Source organism: Streptosporangium sp. NPDC002607, from assembly GCF_053592655.1.
Window position 1 is genome coordinate 354350 of sequence record NZ_JBSFWD010000001.1, and the last position, 18943, is coordinate 373292.

General features: G+C 70.2%; 16 protein-coding genes. 10 read left to right on the top strand and 6 right to left on the bottom strand.

What is annotated here, in order from left to right:
- Positions 1–195 precede the first annotated feature (195 nt).
- The 7 genes from ACWD3H_RS01595 to ACWD3H_RS01625 all read left to right on the top strand — a co-directional run bounded on the left by ACWD3H_RS01595 (position 196) and on the right by ACWD3H_RS01625 (position 8733).
- Positions 196–969, top strand: a complete 774-nt coding sequence (locus ACWD3H_RS01595; protein WP_355612891.1) for a hypothetical protein — start codon at positions 196–198, stop codon at positions 967–969.
- A 63-nt stretch (positions 970–1032) separates the two neighbouring features.
- Entirely contained in the window at positions 1033–2925 is a 1893-nt protein-coding gene (locus ACWD3H_RS01600; RefSeq protein ID WP_451953668.1) for a hypothetical protein, read from the top strand.
- Complete coding sequence (locus ACWD3H_RS01605; protein ID WP_451953669.1) at positions 2922–4811, top strand: hypothetical protein; 1890 nt, start codon at positions 2922–2924, stop codon at positions 4809–4811. Before ACWD3H_RS01600 ends, ACWD3H_RS01605 begins: the two co-directional genes overlap by 4 nt.
- Before the next feature lie 36 nt (positions 4812–4847).
- On the top strand, positions 4848–5840 hold the full coding sequence (locus ACWD3H_RS01610) for a nucleotide-binding protein (protein WP_451953670.1): 993 nt from the start codon (positions 4848–4850) through the stop codon (positions 5838–5840).
- Positions 5840–6601 carry a hypothetical protein gene (locus ACWD3H_RS01615; protein ID WP_355547507.1) on the top strand — a complete coding sequence of 254 codons (762 nt, stop codon included), beginning with the start codon at positions 5840–5842 and terminating at the stop codon, positions 6599–6601. Before ACWD3H_RS01610 ends, ACWD3H_RS01615 begins: the two co-directional genes overlap by 1 nt.
- 138 nt (positions 6602–6739) lie before the next feature.
- The gene (locus ACWD3H_RS01620; RefSeq protein WP_451953671.1) at positions 6740–7948 is read left to right on the top strand and encodes a hypothetical protein; all 1209 of its coding nucleotides are present in this window, start codon (positions 6740–6742) and stop codon (positions 7946–7948) included.
- A 2-nt stretch (positions 7949–7950) separates the two neighbouring features.
- Positions 7951–8733, top strand: a complete 783-nt coding sequence (locus tag ACWD3H_RS01625) for a glycoside hydrolase family 16 protein (protein WP_355547513.1) — start codon at positions 7951–7953, stop codon at positions 8731–8733.
- A gap of 101 nt (positions 8734–8834) precedes the next feature.
- Here ACWD3H_RS01625 and ACWD3H_RS01630 read toward each other — a convergent pair whose 3' ends face one another.
- On the bottom strand, positions 8835–10544 hold the full coding sequence (locus ACWD3H_RS01630) for an ABC transporter ATP-binding protein (protein ID WP_451953672.1): 1710 nt from the start codon (positions 10542–10544) through the stop codon (positions 8835–8837).
- Positions 10545–10697: 153 nt separating this feature from the next.
- Positions 10698–11210 carry a GNAT family N-acetyltransferase gene (locus ACWD3H_RS01635; RefSeq protein WP_451953673.1) on the bottom strand — a complete coding sequence of 171 codons (513 nt, stop codon included), beginning with the start codon at positions 11208–11210 and terminating at the stop codon, positions 10698–10700.
- A gap of 150 nt (positions 11211–11360) precedes the next feature.
- On the opposite strand from ACWD3H_RS01635, the gene ACWD3H_RS01640 reads away from it, so the two are divergent.
- Complete coding sequence (locus ACWD3H_RS01640) at positions 11361–12785, top strand: LCP family protein (RefSeq protein WP_451953674.1); 1425 nt, start codon at positions 11361–11363, stop codon at positions 12783–12785.
- A gap of 9 nt (positions 12786–12794) precedes the next feature.
- Here the strand turns inward: ACWD3H_RS01640 and ACWD3H_RS01645 are convergent, their stop codons facing one another.
- Positions 12795–12932, bottom strand: coding sequence for a hypothetical protein (locus ACWD3H_RS01645; RefSeq protein WP_451953675.1), 138 nt, complete (start codon positions 12930–12932; stop codon positions 12795–12797).
- A 146-nt stretch (positions 12933–13078) separates the two neighbouring features.
- On the opposite strand from ACWD3H_RS01645, the gene ACWD3H_RS01650 reads away from it, so the two are divergent.
- Both ACWD3H_RS01650 and ACWD3H_RS01655 read left to right on the top strand, forming a co-directional pair.
- Complete coding sequence (locus tag ACWD3H_RS01650) at positions 13079–14413, top strand: sensor histidine kinase (RefSeq protein ID WP_451953676.1); 1335 nt, start codon at positions 13079–13081, stop codon at positions 14411–14413.
- 99 nt (positions 14414–14512) lie between these two features.
- Positions 14513–15508, top strand: a complete 996-nt coding sequence (locus ACWD3H_RS01655) for a GlxA family transcriptional regulator (RefSeq protein ID WP_451953677.1) — start codon at positions 14513–14515, stop codon at positions 15506–15508.
- Here ACWD3H_RS01655 and ACWD3H_RS01660 read toward each other — a convergent pair.
- The 3 genes from ACWD3H_RS01660 to ACWD3H_RS01670 all read right to left on the bottom strand — a co-directional run bounded on the left by ACWD3H_RS01660 (position 15494) and on the right by ACWD3H_RS01670 (position 18865).
- Positions 15494–16846, bottom strand: a complete 1353-nt coding sequence (locus ACWD3H_RS01660; protein ID WP_451953678.1) for an ABC transporter substrate-binding protein — start codon at positions 16844–16846, stop codon at positions 15494–15496. The two genes, ACWD3H_RS01655 and ACWD3H_RS01660, sit on opposite strands and share 15 nt — an antisense overlap.
- Before the next feature lie 189 nt (positions 16847–17035).
- Complete coding sequence (locus ACWD3H_RS01665; protein ID WP_350913531.1) at positions 17036–17416, bottom strand: ArsR/SmtB family transcription factor; 381 nt, start codon at positions 17414–17416, stop codon at positions 17036–17038.
- Positions 17417–17506: 90 nt separating this feature from the next.
- Positions 17507–18865 carry an MFS transporter gene (locus ACWD3H_RS01670; protein WP_451953679.1) on the bottom strand — a complete coding sequence of 453 codons (1359 nt, stop codon included), beginning with the start codon at positions 18863–18865 and terminating at the stop codon, positions 17507–17509.
- Positions 18866–18943 lie beyond the last annotated feature (78 nt).

Here is an 18943-nt window from a genome sequence, read left to right on the forward strand (position 1 = left end):
ACCGGCACGGAGAAACCCCCCACGGAGAAGCCCCGTACGGAGAAACCCCGGAGCGAGACGGAAACCCCCCCGCCCGACACCGACTCGCCGGCCGCGTCCCGCCCGCCTCAGCTCACCGTCAAGGAGGCGTACGGCATCCACGGCCGCTACCAGCGAGGGCTGTCGGCCGCCCAGAGCAGGAAGGACCAGGCCGCCATGGCGAAGCTGGAGCACGGGCTCGCGCTGGAGATGACGCGGGCCGGCTTCAAGACCGCCGAGATGGAGAAGAAGTCGCTGGCCTCGGGGATATGGCCCAACCCGCAGATGTGGATCCCGCGCCACGTGAACGGCACCGCCGACTGGTTCGTGGCGGTCTCGTACGAACCCGGTGTCGCCCGGATCGTCGACGTGATGAGCTCGGCCCCCGGTGGCTGGCGGCTCGTCGCCTCGGCCGCCGACACGCGTGCCACCCCGGCGCGGTTCCCCAAGATAGCGACCGACGCCGAAGGCTACGCGACGAGCCTGCCGGAGAACGCCACCGGGCTGAGCGCGACCCCTCGCCAGATCGCCCGCGCACACCTGGCGAGTCTGGAGAACGCCGAGGTCGACGCACGGTTCGACGAGGGGCCGTGGACCAGCGAGGCCGCACTGTTCTGGCAGCAGGAGCGGGCGCAGCTGGGACAGGCCGACTGGAAGCTCACGCTGTCGTACCGGCTTGAGGGACCGGTACGCGCGCTCAGGACCAGTGACGGGGGCGCCCTGGTCTGGTATGGAGCCCGATCCACCGAGGTCCGCGAAGCGGAGCGGGAGGGCGCGACGGTCAAGCTGAAGGGCTCGGCCGCCGTCCGCACCCGCGGTAAGGCCTTCGCCCACTCGGTGAGCGCCACATACGGACGCATGTATGTGACATATGTCCCCCCTGCCGGCTCGAACGAGCCCGCTCGCGTGCTGGGCGAGTGGAGCGACGTCCTGGAGAGCCACGGCGACTGACGTTTCACCGGAAGAAAAGGAACATTCATAATGACACCCTCACGTAAGCCATCACGCGCGACGGTGCTCACTGCGAGTGTCGCGATCGGCGTCTTCAGCGCCGGCGCCGGGCTGGGAACCGTCATCGCCGTCCGCTCCGACCCCGGCGGGGGGCAGGTGATGCGGCTGGCCGCGGGCACGTATCTCCTCGACGACCAGGCCAAGGCCTGGTCATCGAGCGCGTCTTCCGGCAGTGATCAACCGGTCCCGCTCTCCGGCGCCGACGCGGGCAGCACCATCGCGGGCGGTGCACGCAGGGGTGACTCCACGGACCCGCGGGTCTGTCTGACCACCACCACCGACGGGCACGCGGTCGAGGCATCGGGGGAAGGCTGTGTCGCCCTCCCGGTCCTGGCCCTGGCCGCCGCCGCAGCCCCTCTCGCACAGCGGCCCGGAAACCCCAAGAGCACGCCGACCCCGCCACCGCCCAAGACGACCACGGCGGCGAAACCCTCGACGAATGCCCCGGCCCCCAAGGCCACCTCTGCGCCGGTGCAGCCCGCCCCCAACCCGGGGCCGGTGCAACCCCCGGCTGCACCACCGGTGGGGAATCCCCAGCCCGTCAAGCCCCCGGCCCCTCCGGCGCCGACGCCGACGGAGAGGGTCAGCGGAAACATCTCGCAGAGCGAGAGCGAGAGCGGCAGCGTCATCGAGCACCCCGCGGAGAAGAAGATCGAGGTGGTCTCGCCGCCCAAGCCTGCTCCTGAGGCCGGCAGGACGAAGTCCTCGGGCCCCTCACTGTCATCGCAGCCCCAGCCCCCCGGCGGGAACCGAACCTCACAACCGCAACCCCCCGGCGGGAACAAGCCCTCCCAGCCTCCCGGCGGGAACCGAACCTCCCAGCCACAGCCCACCGGCGACAACAAGTCACAACCCCAGCCTCCCGGCGGCAACCGAACCTCCCAGCCAGGGGAGACGGCACCGCACACCCGGCCGACGGGCACCCTGCGGCCGGCGATCCGGTCGGGTACGGGCCAGCCGATCGTGCCCTCCGGCGATGTCAGGCCCCCCACGGCGCCCGTCGTCGTGCCCCCCGCGACCAGGCCGACGGACGACGCGGGCGCGCCTTCGCCGAGGAAACAGCCGTCGGCCCCGCCGAGAACGGTGACGCCGACAGCGCCCGGTGGCAGCCTGAAGCCTGTCCAGCCGCAGCCGCAGCCGTCCGCCGGTCCCGGCGAGAACGCGTCGCAGGGTCCCGACGGAACCGTGCTCATGCCGGCCACGCCGCAACTCCCCGGCGGCCAGAACGGCGTCTCGCTGCCGGTCTTCGAGGACCCTGAGCTCCTGCGGCGAGCCTACGAGGCCCTCGGGCTGGACAGGGGCATGCGCTACACGGACGAGAACGGCGTGTGGGATCTCAACATCGCCCCGCCGGGCACGCCACCATGCCGCAACTACACCGCCGAGGAGCTCCAGGCGCTGAGCACGTCCCAGGGGCCGAGCCCGGCCCAGAGCGGCCAGACGATCCCCCGCGACTCGTGCCTGTGGCCCGCGTTCATCCGCTGGCTCTACGCGGAGCCCGCATCCGGTGAGGTCAGCAACTGGACCAAGTTCACCGGCCTGCCCCAGCGGAACCTGGAACTCGTGGTGACCGACCCCGCTCCCGTGCCGCTTCCCCAGCCGGTGCCCGACCAGGTACAGCCCGATCCCGGTCAGTCCCTTCCCGGCCAGCCCGATCCCGGCCAGAACCTTCCCGGCCAGAACCTTCCCGATCAGAACCTTCCCGATCAGCCCGACCAGGGCCGGCAGGTTCCCGCACAGCCCGATCCCGGCCGGTTGAGCCCGGCTCAGCCGGGCACCGGAGACGGTGCCCCCTCACAGTGGGGGCGCGGCGAGAACGACCGCAACCGGACCTCCCCCTTCCAGCCTGACCAAGGCCAGGTCGAGCCGGACCCGGTCGGATACGACGGCCAATGAGCACACCCACCGGAACCGGGCGTTTCGCGCCCGGCCCCGGCCAGGGGGCGGCCTGGGTGCGCGAGCACGGCGCGCACCTGATGGACTACGCCGCCTCCCGCCTCGAATCCGGCCGGGCACGCGCGGCGGTCGTCGCCGCGCTGGCGGCCGGCCGGACCGAGGCCGCCCCCGAGGGCGTCACGGTCCGGGGACGGTTGCTGGCCGCGCTGCGACGTGACTGCCGCACCTCCACCGGCCACCGGGAGCGGTACGTGCCGGGTTCGGGGCCCGGCATGCCCGATGCCCTGCTGATCGAACGGGTGTGGACGATCGTCGACCCCCTGGGCACGGAGACGCTCAGGTTGATGTACCGCCACGCGCTCGGCATGGAGGATCTCCCCCACGTGCTGGGAATGCCCGCCGACGAGATCGGCAGGCTCGCCACCCGTACCCAGGATCTGATCGAGACCCTGGTGAGCGGGCTGGACGCGCTCGCCAACGGGCGGCGTACCTGTCCGGAGCTCGCCCCGCTGGTGGAGGCGGTCTTTCCCGGCGTCTTCCCCACCGGTAGGCCCGGTGGGCAGGCATCCTCCGTCATCGATCCCGACGACGCCCGGACGACCCTGCTCTCCCACATGATCAGGTGTTCCGTGTGCACGCGGCCGATCAACATCCGCTACACGGTCCCACAGATGATCTCCCACCCGCCGGTCGCGCCGCTCTCCGCCGAGGAGCGGCAGCGGCTCACGGACTCGCTGCCCCCGGAGGCGGTCCCGCCCGCACACCCGGCCCGCGGCGGGTCCGCGCTGCTGCCCGCACCTCCCGCCGAGGGCCGGTCCTCCGTCCTCCCCGCTCCTCCGGCCGGGAGCGGTGTCCCCGCCGCTCCGGTACCGCCGGCCGTGGCACTGCCCGCGCCCAGGGTCGGCACACCTCCCTATCCGCCGGTGGCCTCGAAACCGCCGGCGAAACCATCGGCGAAACCACCGGCCACGACGTCAACGGGCACGGGGTCGGCGAGTACGGTCACGCCACCGGCCGGCGGGCCGGCGGCGGGCGCCTCCGATCCCTCCGGCCTGCCCCCGCTGCCCGCCCTGCCACCCCGCAGGACCCGGCCGGTCCGCCCACCGTCCGCACCCCCCGTACCCGGGCACGACACCCCGCTGTACGACGCCCTGCTCACCCAGGCATGGGCGCGCGAGGTCCTCGCCCAGAGCGAGGAGATCACCGGCACCATCCCCAGGCAGGCGCCACCCGCCTCTCAACCTGTCGCCAGGGCCGAGCCCGTCGTCATCGCGGGGCAGGCGTCCGTCGAGATGCGCGACGACACCCAGGTGCCCGCGCTGCGCTTCCACACCGAACCCGACGACCGCCCCGACGAGGAGCGGATCGAGATGGGGATCCGCGTGCTGGAGGCGCTCAGCTGGGCCGGTACCCGGATCAGGAACATGACGATCAAGATCGTCATCATCGTCGTGGCAGGCGCGGCCGGCACCCTGACCGGAATGAACCTTCTCGGCCCCGCGATCGAGTCAAAGGAGCCGGCCAGGTCGCTGCAGGCGTCCACCAGCCAGACCACCCAGGCTCCCCCCACCACGGACGCGCCGGCGCGACGAGACGGACTCGCCTCTCGCCTGCGGGTCCCGCCCGTGGTGACGCTGGACGAGTTCGGCCAGGGAAGCATGGTCCTCACCGTCTCGGGAGAGCCGTTGAAGTGGCGGATATCGGCTCCCGGCCTGGCCGTGAGCCCTTCCGACGGCACGTTGCGGGAAGGGGTCACGCAGGTGATCAACCTGCGGGCCCACCGGATCCGCAACTGGTGTGGTGCCCCCGCCTCCGTCACCGCTCCGCTGACCGTTCACGGCCTCGACGACTCGATCAGTACGACGGTGCGCTGGCGGACCTGCTGACAGCCCCGTACCCCTCCCTGCGAAAGGAACTTGGCAATGACAGATACCTCCCCCCATATCCAGACATCACCGCCCGCTCCGGCCGAGCAGTTCCATGAAACGGTCCCGCTCACCGCAGAACACCTGCTCACCAACCGCCGTCCTGAGCCCGCCGGAGGATGGCGCCGCCTCGTCTGGCAACTCTCCGGCAGGCGCATCATCCCCGCGGAGTCGGCGGCGGAGCTGGAACGGCGCACGCTGATGGCGCAGGCACAGACCCCCGTCGCGAGCGGGCACCACCGGATCGCGGTCATGAGCCTCAAGGGCGGGGTGGGCAAGACCACGACGACCGTCGCCCTCGGCAACACCCTGGCCTCCCTGCGCGGCGACCGGGTGATCGCGATCGACGCCAACCCCGACCGCGGGACCCTGGGCCTCAAGGTCAAGTCCGAGACGGCCGCGACCATCCGCACCATGCTGGCCGAGGCCCCCCACATCCTGCGCTACGCCGACGCTCGTGCCTTCACCTCGCAGTCCCCCGCCCGGCTTGAGGTCCTCGCCTCCGACACCGATCCGGCCGTGAGCGAGGCCTTCAACGCCGAGGACTACCGCACCGTCGCCGGTCTCATCGAGCGCTACTACTCCATCTGCATCACCGACTGCGGTACCGGCCTGCTCCATGGGGCCATGGGCGCGACGCTGGAGCTGGCCGACCAGATCGTGCTGGTCAGCCTGGTCGCGGTGGACGGGGCGAGCTCTGCCGCCGCGACGCTGGACTGGCTGACCGCCCACGGCCACGCCGACCTGGTCAGGAACGCCATCGTCGTGCTGAACGCCGTGGAGGCCAAGTCCGACGTGGACCTGGACCTGCTGGAGCGCCACTTCACCTCCCGCTGCCGCGCGGTGATCCGTATCCCCTACGACCCGCACCTCAAGGAGGGTGCCGAGGTTGACCTGGTCCGCCTGCGGCCCACGACCCGGGGCGCGTACCTCCGCCTGGCAGCGGCGGCCGGGCAGACGTTCAACCAGCGCACCGATCGGAGCCACTAGTGCGCCATGTCGCCGACGATCCCGGGCTGAACTGGGATCTGGGCCCGCCGCCGAACGCTCGGCGCCGGATGATCATCGTGGTCGTCTCGATCGTGGGGGCGATCCTGCTGGCGGCCGCGGCATGGCAGCTCCTGCGATCCGAACCCGAAACCGTGAGCGCCTCCGTACCCGTCGGGAACGCCGGGGACACCGTCATGCTCGCCCCGCCCTCCGGTTACGAGGGCGCGGCCGGCTACCCCGTCGGATTCCCCCGCAGCGAGGTGGGCGCGATCTCGGCCGCCGCCGCCGCGCTGGAGGCGGCGTGGACCCTGGACTCCGCACAGGCCGAGCAGGCGGCGCTGCTGTACGCGGCACCCGAGCAGCACGACGCGGCACGGGCCGGCGCCCGCGAGGCCGTCGCCGGATGGCGCGAGATCCTCGGCCTTCCCAAGGACGGGGCGCTACCCGACGGCGCCGCCATGCGGACACGGACGGTCGGCGTCCAGTGGAAACCCCGCGGCCAGGATCAGACGCAGGTCTCGGTCCTGGTCCAGGTGACCGCCACCCGGGGCGTCGGGGACACCGAACCGACCTTCTCCAACTCGTACGCCATCAGCCTGCTCATGCGCTGGCAGCCCGGCATGCGCGGCGCGAACCAGGGGGACTGGGTCAACATCCGCGACCCCCTGGCAACCTCCGTGCCGCCGGTCGCCCTGCCGGGCACCCCCGAATTCACCACCGCCGGCTGGAGACCCATCTCCGGCCCAAAGCCCACCCCATAGATCCAGGAAGAGCCATCAATGCCCCCACGTAGCTCGTCCCGGCGAGTCAGCTTACTCTCCGGCCTACTGCTGGCCGCGGTATCCGCGACGACAAGCGCGGTCATCGCCCAGCCGTGGGCCGCCATGGCGGATCCCGCCGTGAGCACCACCTCAGGCCCGATCCAGGAGGCGCTCCCCCAGCAGGAGGCCGTCTCCGAGATCGTGATCCCCTCCGTCCAAAGGGAGAGCTCCCCGCCCACCCAGACGAGACAATCCCGCCCCGCCGAGGCCCCCGTGGCCCAGAGGGAGAGCCCTCCACCCACCCAGACGAGACAATCCCGCCCCACCGAGGAGAAGCCGGCGGAGGAGCCCAGGAGTTCCACCGGCGAGACCGAGGAGACCGCGCCGGTCTCCCGTAACAGCCCCGGTACGAGGAACGCCGCGCCCGCCCCACAGGAGGAGGTCCCCGCCGAGGAGACCACGGCGGCTCGGCAACCCGCACGGACCAGGACCACCGCATCGGCGGACCCGGTGCTCTCCAGGACGCGTCCGACCGGGGAACCACCCGCGAACACCACCACCAAGCGCACCACCGAGCCGACGACGCCCCCGAAGCCCACCCAGACGCCACCAAAGAGCACGCAGCCCACCAAGCCCCCTGGGGGCACCGAACCGTCGGCCACCACGTCGAACCCGCCGTCCGCGACGCCGGCCCCCTCCGACACCCCCGCGCCGAAGCCGAGTGAGACGGCCACCAGCCCGGCCACCAGCCCGGCCGCGACCCCGCCGGCCACCACGGCACCGGCCAGCACCCCCAGTCCCACGAGGCCGACACTCCCGAAGCCGACACTCCCGACGCTCCCGAAGCCGACGCTCCCGACACTCCCGAAGCCGACGTCGATCCCGCCGAAGGCGACGCCGAAGCCCTCGGCGAGTCAGCCCACCATCCCCACCACGCCACCGCACACGCCACAGCCCGCCCCCGCGCAGACCGGCGTCTACGAACCCACCCTGCTGAGCGAGTGGGTCCGTGACAACCAGCCCCAGGCGGTGAACTCCTCCCCACGGACCGTCGTGCCGCCGCCCTCGTTCAAGCGCTCCTCCTCGGAGGTGTGCGACCCCGCCGACATCGCCTCGTGCTGGAGCCTCGCGCCCTGGCGGAGCCGTACCGCGGAGTCTCCTGACGCCCTGCCGGTCTCGAACCAGGGATCGTCGCCGTCGAACGCGCCCCGCTGGGTGTTCGCACCGCCGCCCCAGTCCGCCCAGCCGCTGTTAAGCCCGATGAGGACGGCGGCCCCCAGCCCGACGACCGTCGGCTGCTGGAGCTTCAGCCCCTCCAAACTCTGCGCCAGGTCCTGGGAGGAGTGATCATGATCACCAGATCCCACGTGCGGGTGGCCGTACTCAGCATGGTGGCCGCGCTGGCGGTGAGCACTCTCAGCGCGGCCCAGGGAGAGGTGGTCACGGCGGCGCCCTGCGCCCCCGCCACGACCGGCGAGGCCAGCGCCGCGCAAGCCCTCAACTGGGGCACACCGTCCTGGTGCGCGGAGTTCGACGACTACCTCAACGAGTCCGACTGGGTGTTCTACGACTCGGCCGGGCACGCGGGTAACGGCCGCCGCTCTCCGCAGCAGCTCTACCTCGGCAACGGGGCGCTCTACCTGTACGGCCGTGAGGACGGGACCACGGCCGGGCTGGCCGCCCGTCACGACCAGGCCTACGGGCGCTGGGAGACCCGCATCCGCCTGTACCCGGGCGCCGGGTCGTACCATCCCGTCGCCCTGCTGTGGCCGAAGGACGGCGGCGGCAACGTGCAGAGCTCCACCGGCGAGGAGGTGGACTTCCTGGAGGTCATCGACGACCCGAACAGGCAGCGGCCGAACTTCTTCCTGCACACCCCGCAGGGACAGGAGCAGGCCCACGCCAACATCGACATGACCACCTGGCACACCTACGCGGTGGAGATCACCCCCAACAGCGTCGTCGGCTACATCGACGGGCAGGAGTGGTTCCGCTCCGGCAACGCCACCCGCAGTTCGATGTCGGTCTGCCTGCAGCTGGACTGGTTCCCGGGCCAGGGCAGCTCGGGAGAGGCGTGGATGGAGGTGGACTGGCTCCGCATCTACCCGTCCGGGACGGGCGTCGCGGGCTGACCCCATCTCGGTAGGGCCGGAGGGCGCGGGACATGGGTCCCGCGCCCTCCTCACGTTCCCGGGCAGGCTGGTCCACGGGGAAACGGGCGGCTGGAAGGTGCTCAGGCGAGCTGGGCGCCCTGCAGCCCGGCATAGGCGCCGCGCAACCGCATCAGCTCGTCGTGAGTGCCCACCTCCTGGATCCCGCCTTCGCGCATGACCACGATGCGGTCGGCGCCGCGGATGGTCGACAGCCGGTGAGCGACGACAAGGACCGTGCGCCCGGCGACCAGTCGGGTCAACGCCTCCTGGATGAGCGCCTCCGAGCGGGTGTCCAGGGCGGAGGTGGCCTCGTCCAGGATCAGCACACGCGGGTCGCGGATCAGGGCGCGGGCGATGGCCAGACGCTGGCGCTGGCCGCCCGACAGACGGGCGCCCCGCTCTCCGACGACCGTGTCGAGGCCGGCGGGGAGCCGGTCGATGAACTCCAGCGCGTTGGCGTCCTGGAGCGCCTGCCGCACCCTGTCGGAGGGGACGTCGGCCATGCCGTAGGTGACGTTCTCCCTGATGCTGCCCTCGAACAGGATCGACTCCTGCGGTACGACGGACAGGAACCTGCGGTAGGTCCGCAGGTCCAGCGTCTCCATGTCACGCCCGTCCAGCAGGATCCGGCCGGAGTTGGGACGCACAAAGCCGATGATGAGGTTGAGCACCGTCGACTTGCCCGCTCCCGAGGGGCCGACCAGCGCGATCGTCTCTCCGGGGGCCACCGTGAGGTTGAACCCGGTGACCGCGGTGCCCTCTCCGTAGGAGAACTCGACGTCGCGGAACTCGATCTCGCCGCCGACGGAGACGACCTGCTCCTTGCCCGCGTTGTGCTCCAGGTCGGGCGCCTGGAGCACCTCGCCGATGGATCGTACGGACGCCAGCCCCTTGCTGATCACCGGGGTGAGGCTGAGCAGGGAGGTGACGGCGGAGGTGAGGGTGGCGAAGAAGGTGGTGAGCATGACCACGTCGCCCGCGGTGATGGGGATGACCTGGTAGTAGGCGACGAACGCGGAGCCGGCGAGGAAGGCGACACCGAGCGTGTTGAGCAGGATCCAGGCCAGCGCGCCGAAACTGCCGTTGAGCAGGTCCAGCCGGAGCCCCTTGCGCAGCACCTTGGTCAGCGTGCCGTCGACGCGGTGCAGGGCGTCCTGTTCCAGGCCGTGCGCGCGGGTGATCGGGATGAGTGTGGTCATCTCGCCGACCCGGGTGGACAGCTGCTCGACCTCGCGGCGGAAGCTCTCGTTGTCGTCGCGCAGCCGGGTGCGCATCCGCATCACGAGCAGCGCGGCGGCGGGTACCACCACCAGGAAGACCGGCATCGCGGCGGGCACCCGCACGGCGATCACCACCAGGCCCCCGGCCAGCATGGTGAGCGCGGACAGGCCCATGTCCGCCGCCTGCTGGCTGGTCTGCTCCACGCTCTCGACGTCCCGGATGACCTTGGTCTGGAGTACGGCGGCGCTGACCCGCGAGTGGTAGCCGATGGAGAGCTGCTGCATGCGGCGGCAGAGCGCGGAGCGCAGGTCCGTCCCCATCCGGCGGATGGCTCCGTGCAGGCAGCGGACGTAGAGCAGGTGGAGGGGATAGTTGAGGAGCAGCAGGACGAGCAGCACGCCCGCGTTGACCCACAGGTGCGCGATCGGGCCGTGACCGACCACGATGTCGACGACATTGGCCGTGATCAGCGGCAGCAGCCAGGTGGGGCTGTGCTTGAAGAGGAAGGCGAAGACCGCCACGAGCAGCCTGAGGCGGTCCTCCCGGAAGAGGTAGGCGAGCGTACGCATTGGATGCTCACCGCGGTAGCGATGATCGAGAGCGCCAACCACAAATCCCCCAAATAATGGTAGATCTCCGGTCAATCCTCTCGTATCGAAATTTCGCCCGCGTGACAAGCCCGCGCGTGCCGCCGCCGGACCACCCCGCCCGTCGCGAGCCGTTCAGCCCCTCGCTGAGGGAAGCCTCATCTCCAGGAGCTGGCCGGGCCAGTCGCCGACCTTGAAACTCTCGGTCCTGGTGAAGCCCTGGCTCTCGTAGTACGCCACCAGGCGGCCGTCGTCGCCGCCGTAGCAGTCGACCCGCAGCAGCGCGACCTCCCGCTCGACGGCCTCGGCCCTGGCGCGCTCCAGCAGGGCCGAGCCGACCCCGCGACCGTGGAACCGCTGGTCGATGACCAGCCCCTGGACGTACAGCTCGGGCTCGGAGGCGGGGGTGACGTAGGGCATCGCGGACCCCACGACCAGACATCCCGCGGGCCGGCCGCCGAGTTCGGCGACGCGCATCCCGCCGGACGTCGCCCATGAGGTGACACTCTCCACACGGGCCGCGTCAGTCGAGAACGGTTCGCTGCCCCACTGGCCGGTGCGCCCCTGGGAGATCAGCCACGCCACCGCGCTGTCGAACATCGCCAGGACAGCCGGTACGTCGCCGAGGTGCCCGTCACGGATAATCACCGGCGGATCGTAACAGGACATGCACCCCTATACGGGATATGCCGCGTAAAGGATCTCACCGCGCCGGAAGATCAGTACACTCGGCGACGGCCGGAGTACGGCTCCTTGGTCACGGGCGCATGCCGTGGCCCCTTCCCCCCCGGGAGTCACGTGAGCAGCGGAGTGATCGGCGCGTTCCCCGAGCCGCCCCCGGTTCCACCCGGCCGGCGCTCGTTCCGCCCTGGTCGCAGGTGGCTGTGGTGGCTGGTGGCCGCCGTCACCGCCGTGCTGCTCGTGGCGGGCGGGACCGTGGCCGGCGCGTACGTCAAGCTGACCGGCAACGTCAAGCACGTCGAGGTCACCGCGGAGGACCTCGGACGCCGGCCGGCCAAGGTCGCGACCAGTGCGATGAACGTCCTGATCGTCGGCTCGGACCAGCGCAACGGCAAGAACGCGAGGTACGGCCGGGTGGCGGGCGAGCGGACCGACACGATCATGCTCGCGCACATCTCGCCGAAGCGGGACAACGCGATGGTCATCAGTTTCCCACGCGACTCGATGGTCCAGCTCCCCGCCTGCCGGGCCAGGCAGGGGCTGCCAGGGCAGCGGCCGCACCTGGGCATGATCAACGAGTCGTTCAACTCCGGCGGCATCACCTGCACCTGGAAGACCGTCGAATCGCTCACCGGCATCCACATCGACCACTTCGTGAAGGTCGACTTCACCGGTTTCAAGGACATGGTCGACGCGGTCGGTGGCGTGGAGATCTGCGTGCCCGAGGCGATCGACGACAAGAAGGCCCTGCTCCACCTGTCCGCCGGACGTCAGAACCTCGGGGGTGAGCAGGCCCTGGGCTACGTACGGGCCCGCTACAGCCTGGGCGACGGATCGGACATCGGGCGCATCCAGCGCCAGCAGATGTTCATCGCCTCCATGGTCAAGAAGGTCATGAGCGGCGAGACGCTCACCGACCCGGCCCGGCTCTTCGGCTTCCTGGACGCGGCGACGAAATCGGTCACCACCGATCCCGGCCTCACCCCGGGCGTCATGAAGGACCTGGCCACCAGCGCCGAGGGGCTCGCCGCCGGGCAGATCCACTTCATCACCACCCCGTGGCGCTACTCGCTGGTCCACCCGGGCCGGGTGGAGTGGGTCGAGCCGCAGAGCGGCAGGCTGTTCCGTATCGTCGCGACGGACCGGGCGATCGCCGGCTCCGGGGTCAGGGGCGGCCAGTCCAGGGTGCCCCGATCGAAGATCCAGATAGAGGTGCGCAACGGAACCATGCGGTCCGGTCTGGCCACCCTGGTAGCGGTCCAGTTGGAGGAGCGGGGCTATCACGTCGCCAGGATCGGCGACGCCCTGCGCAAGCCGTACCCGGCGACCACGATCGCCTACTCGCCGAACGGCACCGCCAAGGCACCCACCCTCAGCCGGGACCTGATCGTCTCCACCCCCAAGCCCGTCTCCTGGGCGACCACGGGAAGGCTCATCCTGACGATCGGTGACGACTGGAAAGGCCTGAAGCCGCTTCCCCACAACGACAACGAGAGCCTGAAGGGTTTCGACGCGACCCACGACTCGTGCACCGGCGCCTGACCGTTCCCGTCAGATGGACTTCGAGACGAGCCGTACGGGAGGGACGCCGAGCAGGCCATGATCGACCGGCTGCCATCGGGATGCCGCGAAGGCCCCGGCGGCTTCCTCCCGATCCCGTCTGAGCTGGAAGCCATTTCCCTTCACCATCAAATGAGCATAAAAACTTGACCTGGCTTTGCTGTCCGATTAATACCAATAACCTATAAATAGTCCTAAGTATGCATTTATAGGAGTAAAGACCCTTTCGAGGGGGAACGTCAGCATTGCGATATCCACGTTCGATCCAGGGCCGCATGACCCTCACCGCGCTCGTCCTGTTCATGCTGGTGCTGGGGATCGGCATGTTCGCCATACAGGATGTTGTGCTGGACAAAGTGTTGACCGACGCCACCGACACGGTGGCCGAGGCCGCCGGGAAGGCGGTCCAGAGCGTCGAGAACGGGCCCGCGAACGCCGTCGTCCTTCCCACCAGCCACATCTCCCTCATCCAGGTCGTCGCGGCCGACGGCCGGGTGGTCGCCGCCAGCCCCGCCATGAAGGGGAAGCCCAGGATCAGCGAAACACTCCCTACCGACGGCGACCTCCGGGTGAACGGGACGTCCTGCATAACCTTCCCCACGGGGCGACAGACGTGCTACATCATCGTGGGCTTCCGGATCGATCACTCCCCCTACGGCAAGGTGATGGTCTACGCGGCGGCACCGGAACCCCAACTGCTCCGTACCAACGTCCTGGAGATCTCACTGGCGCTTTTCGGCTCCGTGCTCCTCGCGCTGCTCGGCTGGGGCACCTGGCAGCTCGCCGGTCGCACCCTGAAACCGGTGGCGCGGATCCGCGCCAAGATGGCCGAGATCACCGCCACCGACCTCAGCCGCCGGATGCCCGTCCCCGATTCCGAGGACGAGGTGGCGCAGCTCACCAAGACCGTCAACGCGACCCTCGAAAGACTGGAGCGGGCTGTGGAGAACCAGCGCCGCTTCGCCTCCGACGCCTCCCACGAGCTGCGCACCCCGCTGACCGGGCTGCGCACCAAACTCGAACTGGCGATCTCCGATCCCGACGCGGAGGATTCGCGCACGACCATGTGCTCCGTGCTGGCGGACGCAGAACGGCTCCAGGCCATCATCGACGACCTTCTATTGCTCACCCGCCTCGACGCCGGCGTGCAGAGTACATCGGAGCAGATCAACCTCTCCGAGCTGGTCATCGCCGAGGTGGAGCGGTGGCCCCACCGGCACGAGGTGCTGTTGAAGCTCGCTCCCGACGTCGTGGTGCGAGGCAACCGGCTCCAGCTGACCCGGCTGCTGACCAATCTGCTCACCAACGCCGACCGGCACGCGACGAAGGAGATACAGGTCCGGGTCGGAAACGAACGGGGCGAGGCCGTGATGGAGGTCATCGACGACGGGCTCGGCATCCCGGTCGGGGAGCATGAGCGGATCTTCCAGCGGTTCACCCGCCTGGATTCGGCGCGCAGCCGCGACGCCGGGGGAACCGGCCTGGGCCTGCCCATAGCCAGGGACATCGCCCTGGCACACCAGGGCAGGCTCTATGCCACCGACCGCGCCACCGGCAACGGCGCCCGAATCGTCCTCTGCCTCCCGCTGTCGACCGCCACACGCCGCTGAGGGATCCCTCCGACGGGTTGGCGGAGAGACCACCCCGGTGATCACGAGGTGCGGTCCCTGCGGAGATGGCCCGCATCCGCCATATGTGAGAATCAGGCCATGCACAGGGTCGTCATATTCGCCATGGACGGTGTGATCCCCTTCGAGCTGGGCATCCCGCCGCGCATCTTCGGTATCGCCAGGAGCCCCGAGGGCGAGCGGCTCTACGAGGTGCTCACCTGCACCGTCGACGGCGCCCCGGTACGCACCGACGCCGACTTCTCGGTCGCGGTGGACCACGGAGCCGAGGCCCTGGCCGGCGCGGACACCGTGGTGATCCCCGCCACCCACGCGCTCGGCCCCGTCTCCACCGAGGGACGGCTCACCAGGCCCATGGCCGACGCGATCGCGCTCATCCGGCCGGGCACCCGCCTGGTCTCGATCTGCACCGCCGCCTACGTGCTCGCGGCGGCCGGACTGCTCGACGGCCGCCCCGCGACCACCCACTGGAGCCACACCGAGCACTTCCAGAAGCTGTTTCCCCAGGTCAGGGTCAACCCGGACGTACTGTTCGTGGACGACGGGGATGTGCTCACCTCCGCCGGAGTGGCCGCGGGGATCGACCTCTGCCTGCACATCGTCCGGCGCGACCACGGCACCGAGGTGGCCAACCGGGTGGCCAGGCGATGCGTCGTGCCGCCGTGGCGCGACGGCGGCCAGGCCCAGTTCATCGAGCGCCCGCTTCCCGCGCCGACCGCCACGACCACCGCGGCGACCAGGGCCTGGGCGCTGGAACGGCTGCACAAGCCGCTCCCCCTCAGCGAGCTGGCCGCCCACGCCCGGATGAGCCGCCGTACCTTCACCCGGCGCTTCCGCGACGAGGTGGGCCTCAGCCCCGGACAGTGGCTCATCCTGCAGCGGGTGGAGCTGGCCCGGCAGCTCCTGGAGAGCAGCGACCTGCCGGTGGACGGCATCGCCCTGCGGGCCGGGTTCGGCACCGCGGCCTCGCTCCGCCAGCACCTGCAGGTGGCCGTCGGCGTCTCGCCGTTGGCCTACCGCCGCACGTTCCGGCCCGTGGAGGCCGCACCGGGTTCGGAGCCGTCACCGGCTGCGTGACCACTCCTCCTGCAGGCGGGCCGCCGCCTTCTCCGGGGTGATCCTGCCGTGGGCGACATCGAGGATCACATCGCCCTCCGCGCGCTCCAGGAACACCTCGTCGGGGACGTTCAGCGAGCCGCCGCCCCGGATGAGTTCCTGGAGCGCGGCGTAGCCGTCCTTACCCTCCGGGGTGGCGAAGACCGACGATTCCACCTTGAAGTCCGCAGCCGCGGGGGCCATCGTCAGGTCTCCGGCCCAGCTGGAGACGCCGTCGCCCACGGTCAGGAATTCGATCAGCGTGGCCGCCTCGGCCACGTGCCCGGACTTCCTGGGGACGGCCAGGCCCACCTCGGCCGTGCTACGGACGGCCGGCCTGGCGTCCGGCAGGAGGGGGGGGAAGGGGCCGGCGCCGATCTTCTTGACGGAGAACTTGCCGGTCCTGCGGTAGGACGTGGACAGCATCGAGCTCTGGCCTGAGCCGTCCACCAGGAACAGCGCCTTGCCGGAGCGGAAGAGCTCGGCCGGGCCGTCGCCCCTGAGGGCCAGCGTGGACCTCGCCAGTATGCCCCTGTCGAACATCGCCCCATAGGCGGTCAGGGCCGAGACCATCTCGGCGCTCTTCCACGACTTTCCGCCGGCCAGCAGGTCGTCGGAGAGGGTCGGGTGGGTCTGGCCGGCGATGGTGAACAGCAGTTCCTCCTGCCGGCGCGGCTCGCCGGAGAAGACGATCGGCTGGAGGTCGGGGATCTCCTTCCTGACCCGCATGACGATGGATTCGAGATCGGCGACCGTCTTGGGGAAGGACTCCCCGAGCTCGGACAGGAGAGCCGCGTCGTAGTACATGACCGCGCCGGCGGTGGATCCCATCGGGACCGAGTAGAGCGTGCCGTCCTTGGCGACCTGCTCCGTCTGCTTGACCGCGACCGGGTCGAGTTCCCCGAGCAGGTCGCCGGAGATCTCGTCCTTCCAGTCGGCGACCGGACGGAGCCGGTTCTTGACCGCGCCGGTCATGGTCGGGATGTGGATGCCGACGACGTCGAGCGCCTCGCCGCCGTCGAGTGCCTTGGGCAGCCGCTTGCGGTAGTCGGCCTCACCGAAGGTGCGCAGGTCGACCTTGATACCGGGATTCGCCTCCTCGAAGGCGGCGAGCGCCGCCTTCAGCCCGGCCTCGGGCGGGGAGAAGGTCCAGTACTTCAGGGTGACGGGCCCCGCGGGCTTCTCGGTCGGCTTCTCCGTGGGCTTGGAAACGGACTGCTCGGCCGGTTTCCCGCCCTCGGCCGCCCCGCCGGCACCGCAGGCGGTCAGCCCCAGGGCGAGGGCTGCGGTCATGGCGAACACGCGAGCTGTACCACGCATGCATACCTCCAAAAGGATCACGGTGCGGGTGACGGTGTTCAGCCCGGCGAGTCCAATCATGGTGTAGATCGTGAAAAAAGATCTTATGTGCTCCTCTGCCGCGACGACGGCCGCTAAAACCCCGCTGCGCCCCTCAACCCTGCCGTGTAACCGCGCGGCGAACCCCGGCGACAACCGGACGGGCGGCTCTCAGCCCTCGACGATCTCGTGACGGAGGTGCTCGCGACTGAGGTCGAGGAGCATCCTGACGTGGGCGTCGGCGAGACGGTAGTAGATCATCCGGCCGGACCGGCGATTGGCCACGATGCCCGCCGTCCGCAGCAGCCTCAGGGCGTGCGACACGGCGGTGTCGCTGACCTCGACGGTCTCGGCGAGATCGCAGACGCACAGCTCACCGGCCTCGAGCAGCGCGTACAGCAGCTGCGCGCGGGTCTGGTCGCCCAGCAGCCTGAACAGGTCGGCGAGCCGGGCCGCCTCGCTCGGGGTGACAAGGCGATCCCGTGTCGCCGCCACCCTGGCCTCGTCGGGCTCCACGGTCACGCACGCGTCCAGACCGGCGACGACTTCCATGGGCGAACTCCTGAACAGATACTCAAATGATAACGACTATCGTACCAAGTCGCCCGGACGGCGGCGGGTCCCGCGAGCCCGGCGGGACGGTCAGTCCTGCTTGGCGCTCAGTGGCTGGGCGATGTCCTCCAGGCTCCTGCCCTCGGCCTTGACCCCGAGGAAGAGCTCCACCAGCCCTGCGATGATCATGAGGGTCGCGCCGATACAGAAGGCCAGCGCCGTGTCACCGGGTCTGCCGCTCTTGACCAGGTTGGCGAAGACCAGCGGTCCGGACACGCCACCGGCGAAGGTGCCGATCGCGTAGAAGAACGCGATCGCCATGGCCCGGGTCTCCATCGGGAAGATCTCGCTGACCGTCAGATAGGCCGCGCTCGCCCCGGCGGAGGCGAAGAAGAGCACGACGCACCAGCAGGCGGTGAGCGTGACCGCGGTCAGCACCCCCTGGTCGAACAGCCAGGCCGTGCCGAGAAGGAGCACCCCGGACCCGATGTAGGTGCCGGAGATCATGGGGATGCGGCCGACCGTGTCGAACAACCGCCCGAGCAGGAGCGGGCCGAGGAAGTTGCCGACCGCGATGACCGCGAAGTAGTAGCCGGTGTGGGTGACGATGCCGAAGAAGGTCGACAGGATCTGCGCGTACCCGAAGGTGATGGCGTTGTAGAGGAACGCCTGACCGATGAAGAGCGCCAGGCCGAGGACCGTGCGCTTGGGGTAGCGGGCGACCATGGTGTGCGCGATCCGCCCGAAGCCGATCGACGTGCGCTGGTGGATGGTCATCGACCGCGAGGGCTCGTCGAGCGGGATGCCCTCCTCGCGCTCGATCCGCTTCTCCACCTCGTCGACCAGCCTCTCGGCCTCCCGGTCGCGGCCGTGGATGAACAGCCAGCGAGGGCTCTCCGGCACGTGTCTGCGGACCAGCAGGATGGCCAGGCCGAGCACCACCCCCATCCCGAAGGCGACACGCCAGCCGATGTTCAGCGGGAGGTTGTCGAGCAGCGGCACGGTCAGCAGCGCGCCTCCGGCGGCGCCGAGCCAGTAGCTGCCGTTGATGATGATGTCGATCCTGCCGCGATGGCGGCTCGGGATGAGCTCGTCGATGGCCGAGTTGACGGCCGCGTACTCGCCGCCGATGCCGAAACCGGTCAGGAACCGGAACAGGAAGAACCACCAGACGGAGAAGGAGAACGCCGTCGCGGCGGTGGCGACCAGGTAGACGGCCATCGTGATGATGAACATCTTCTTCCGGCCGAACCTGTCGGTGAGCCAGCCGAAGAACAGCGCCCCGAGACACGCCCCCGCCACGTAGAGGGCCGCGGCCTGCCCTGCGACCTGGGCCTGGGTGATCGCCAGGCCGCTGCCCTCCTTGGCCAGCTGGGCGGAGAGGTTTCCGATGATCGTCACTTCGAGGCCGTCGAGGATCCAGACGGTGCCGAGGCCGACGACGATCATCCAGTGCCATCGTGACCACGGCAGCCGGTCCAACCTCGCAGGGACCTTCGTGGTCACGGTCCCCGTCTGAACGTCGCT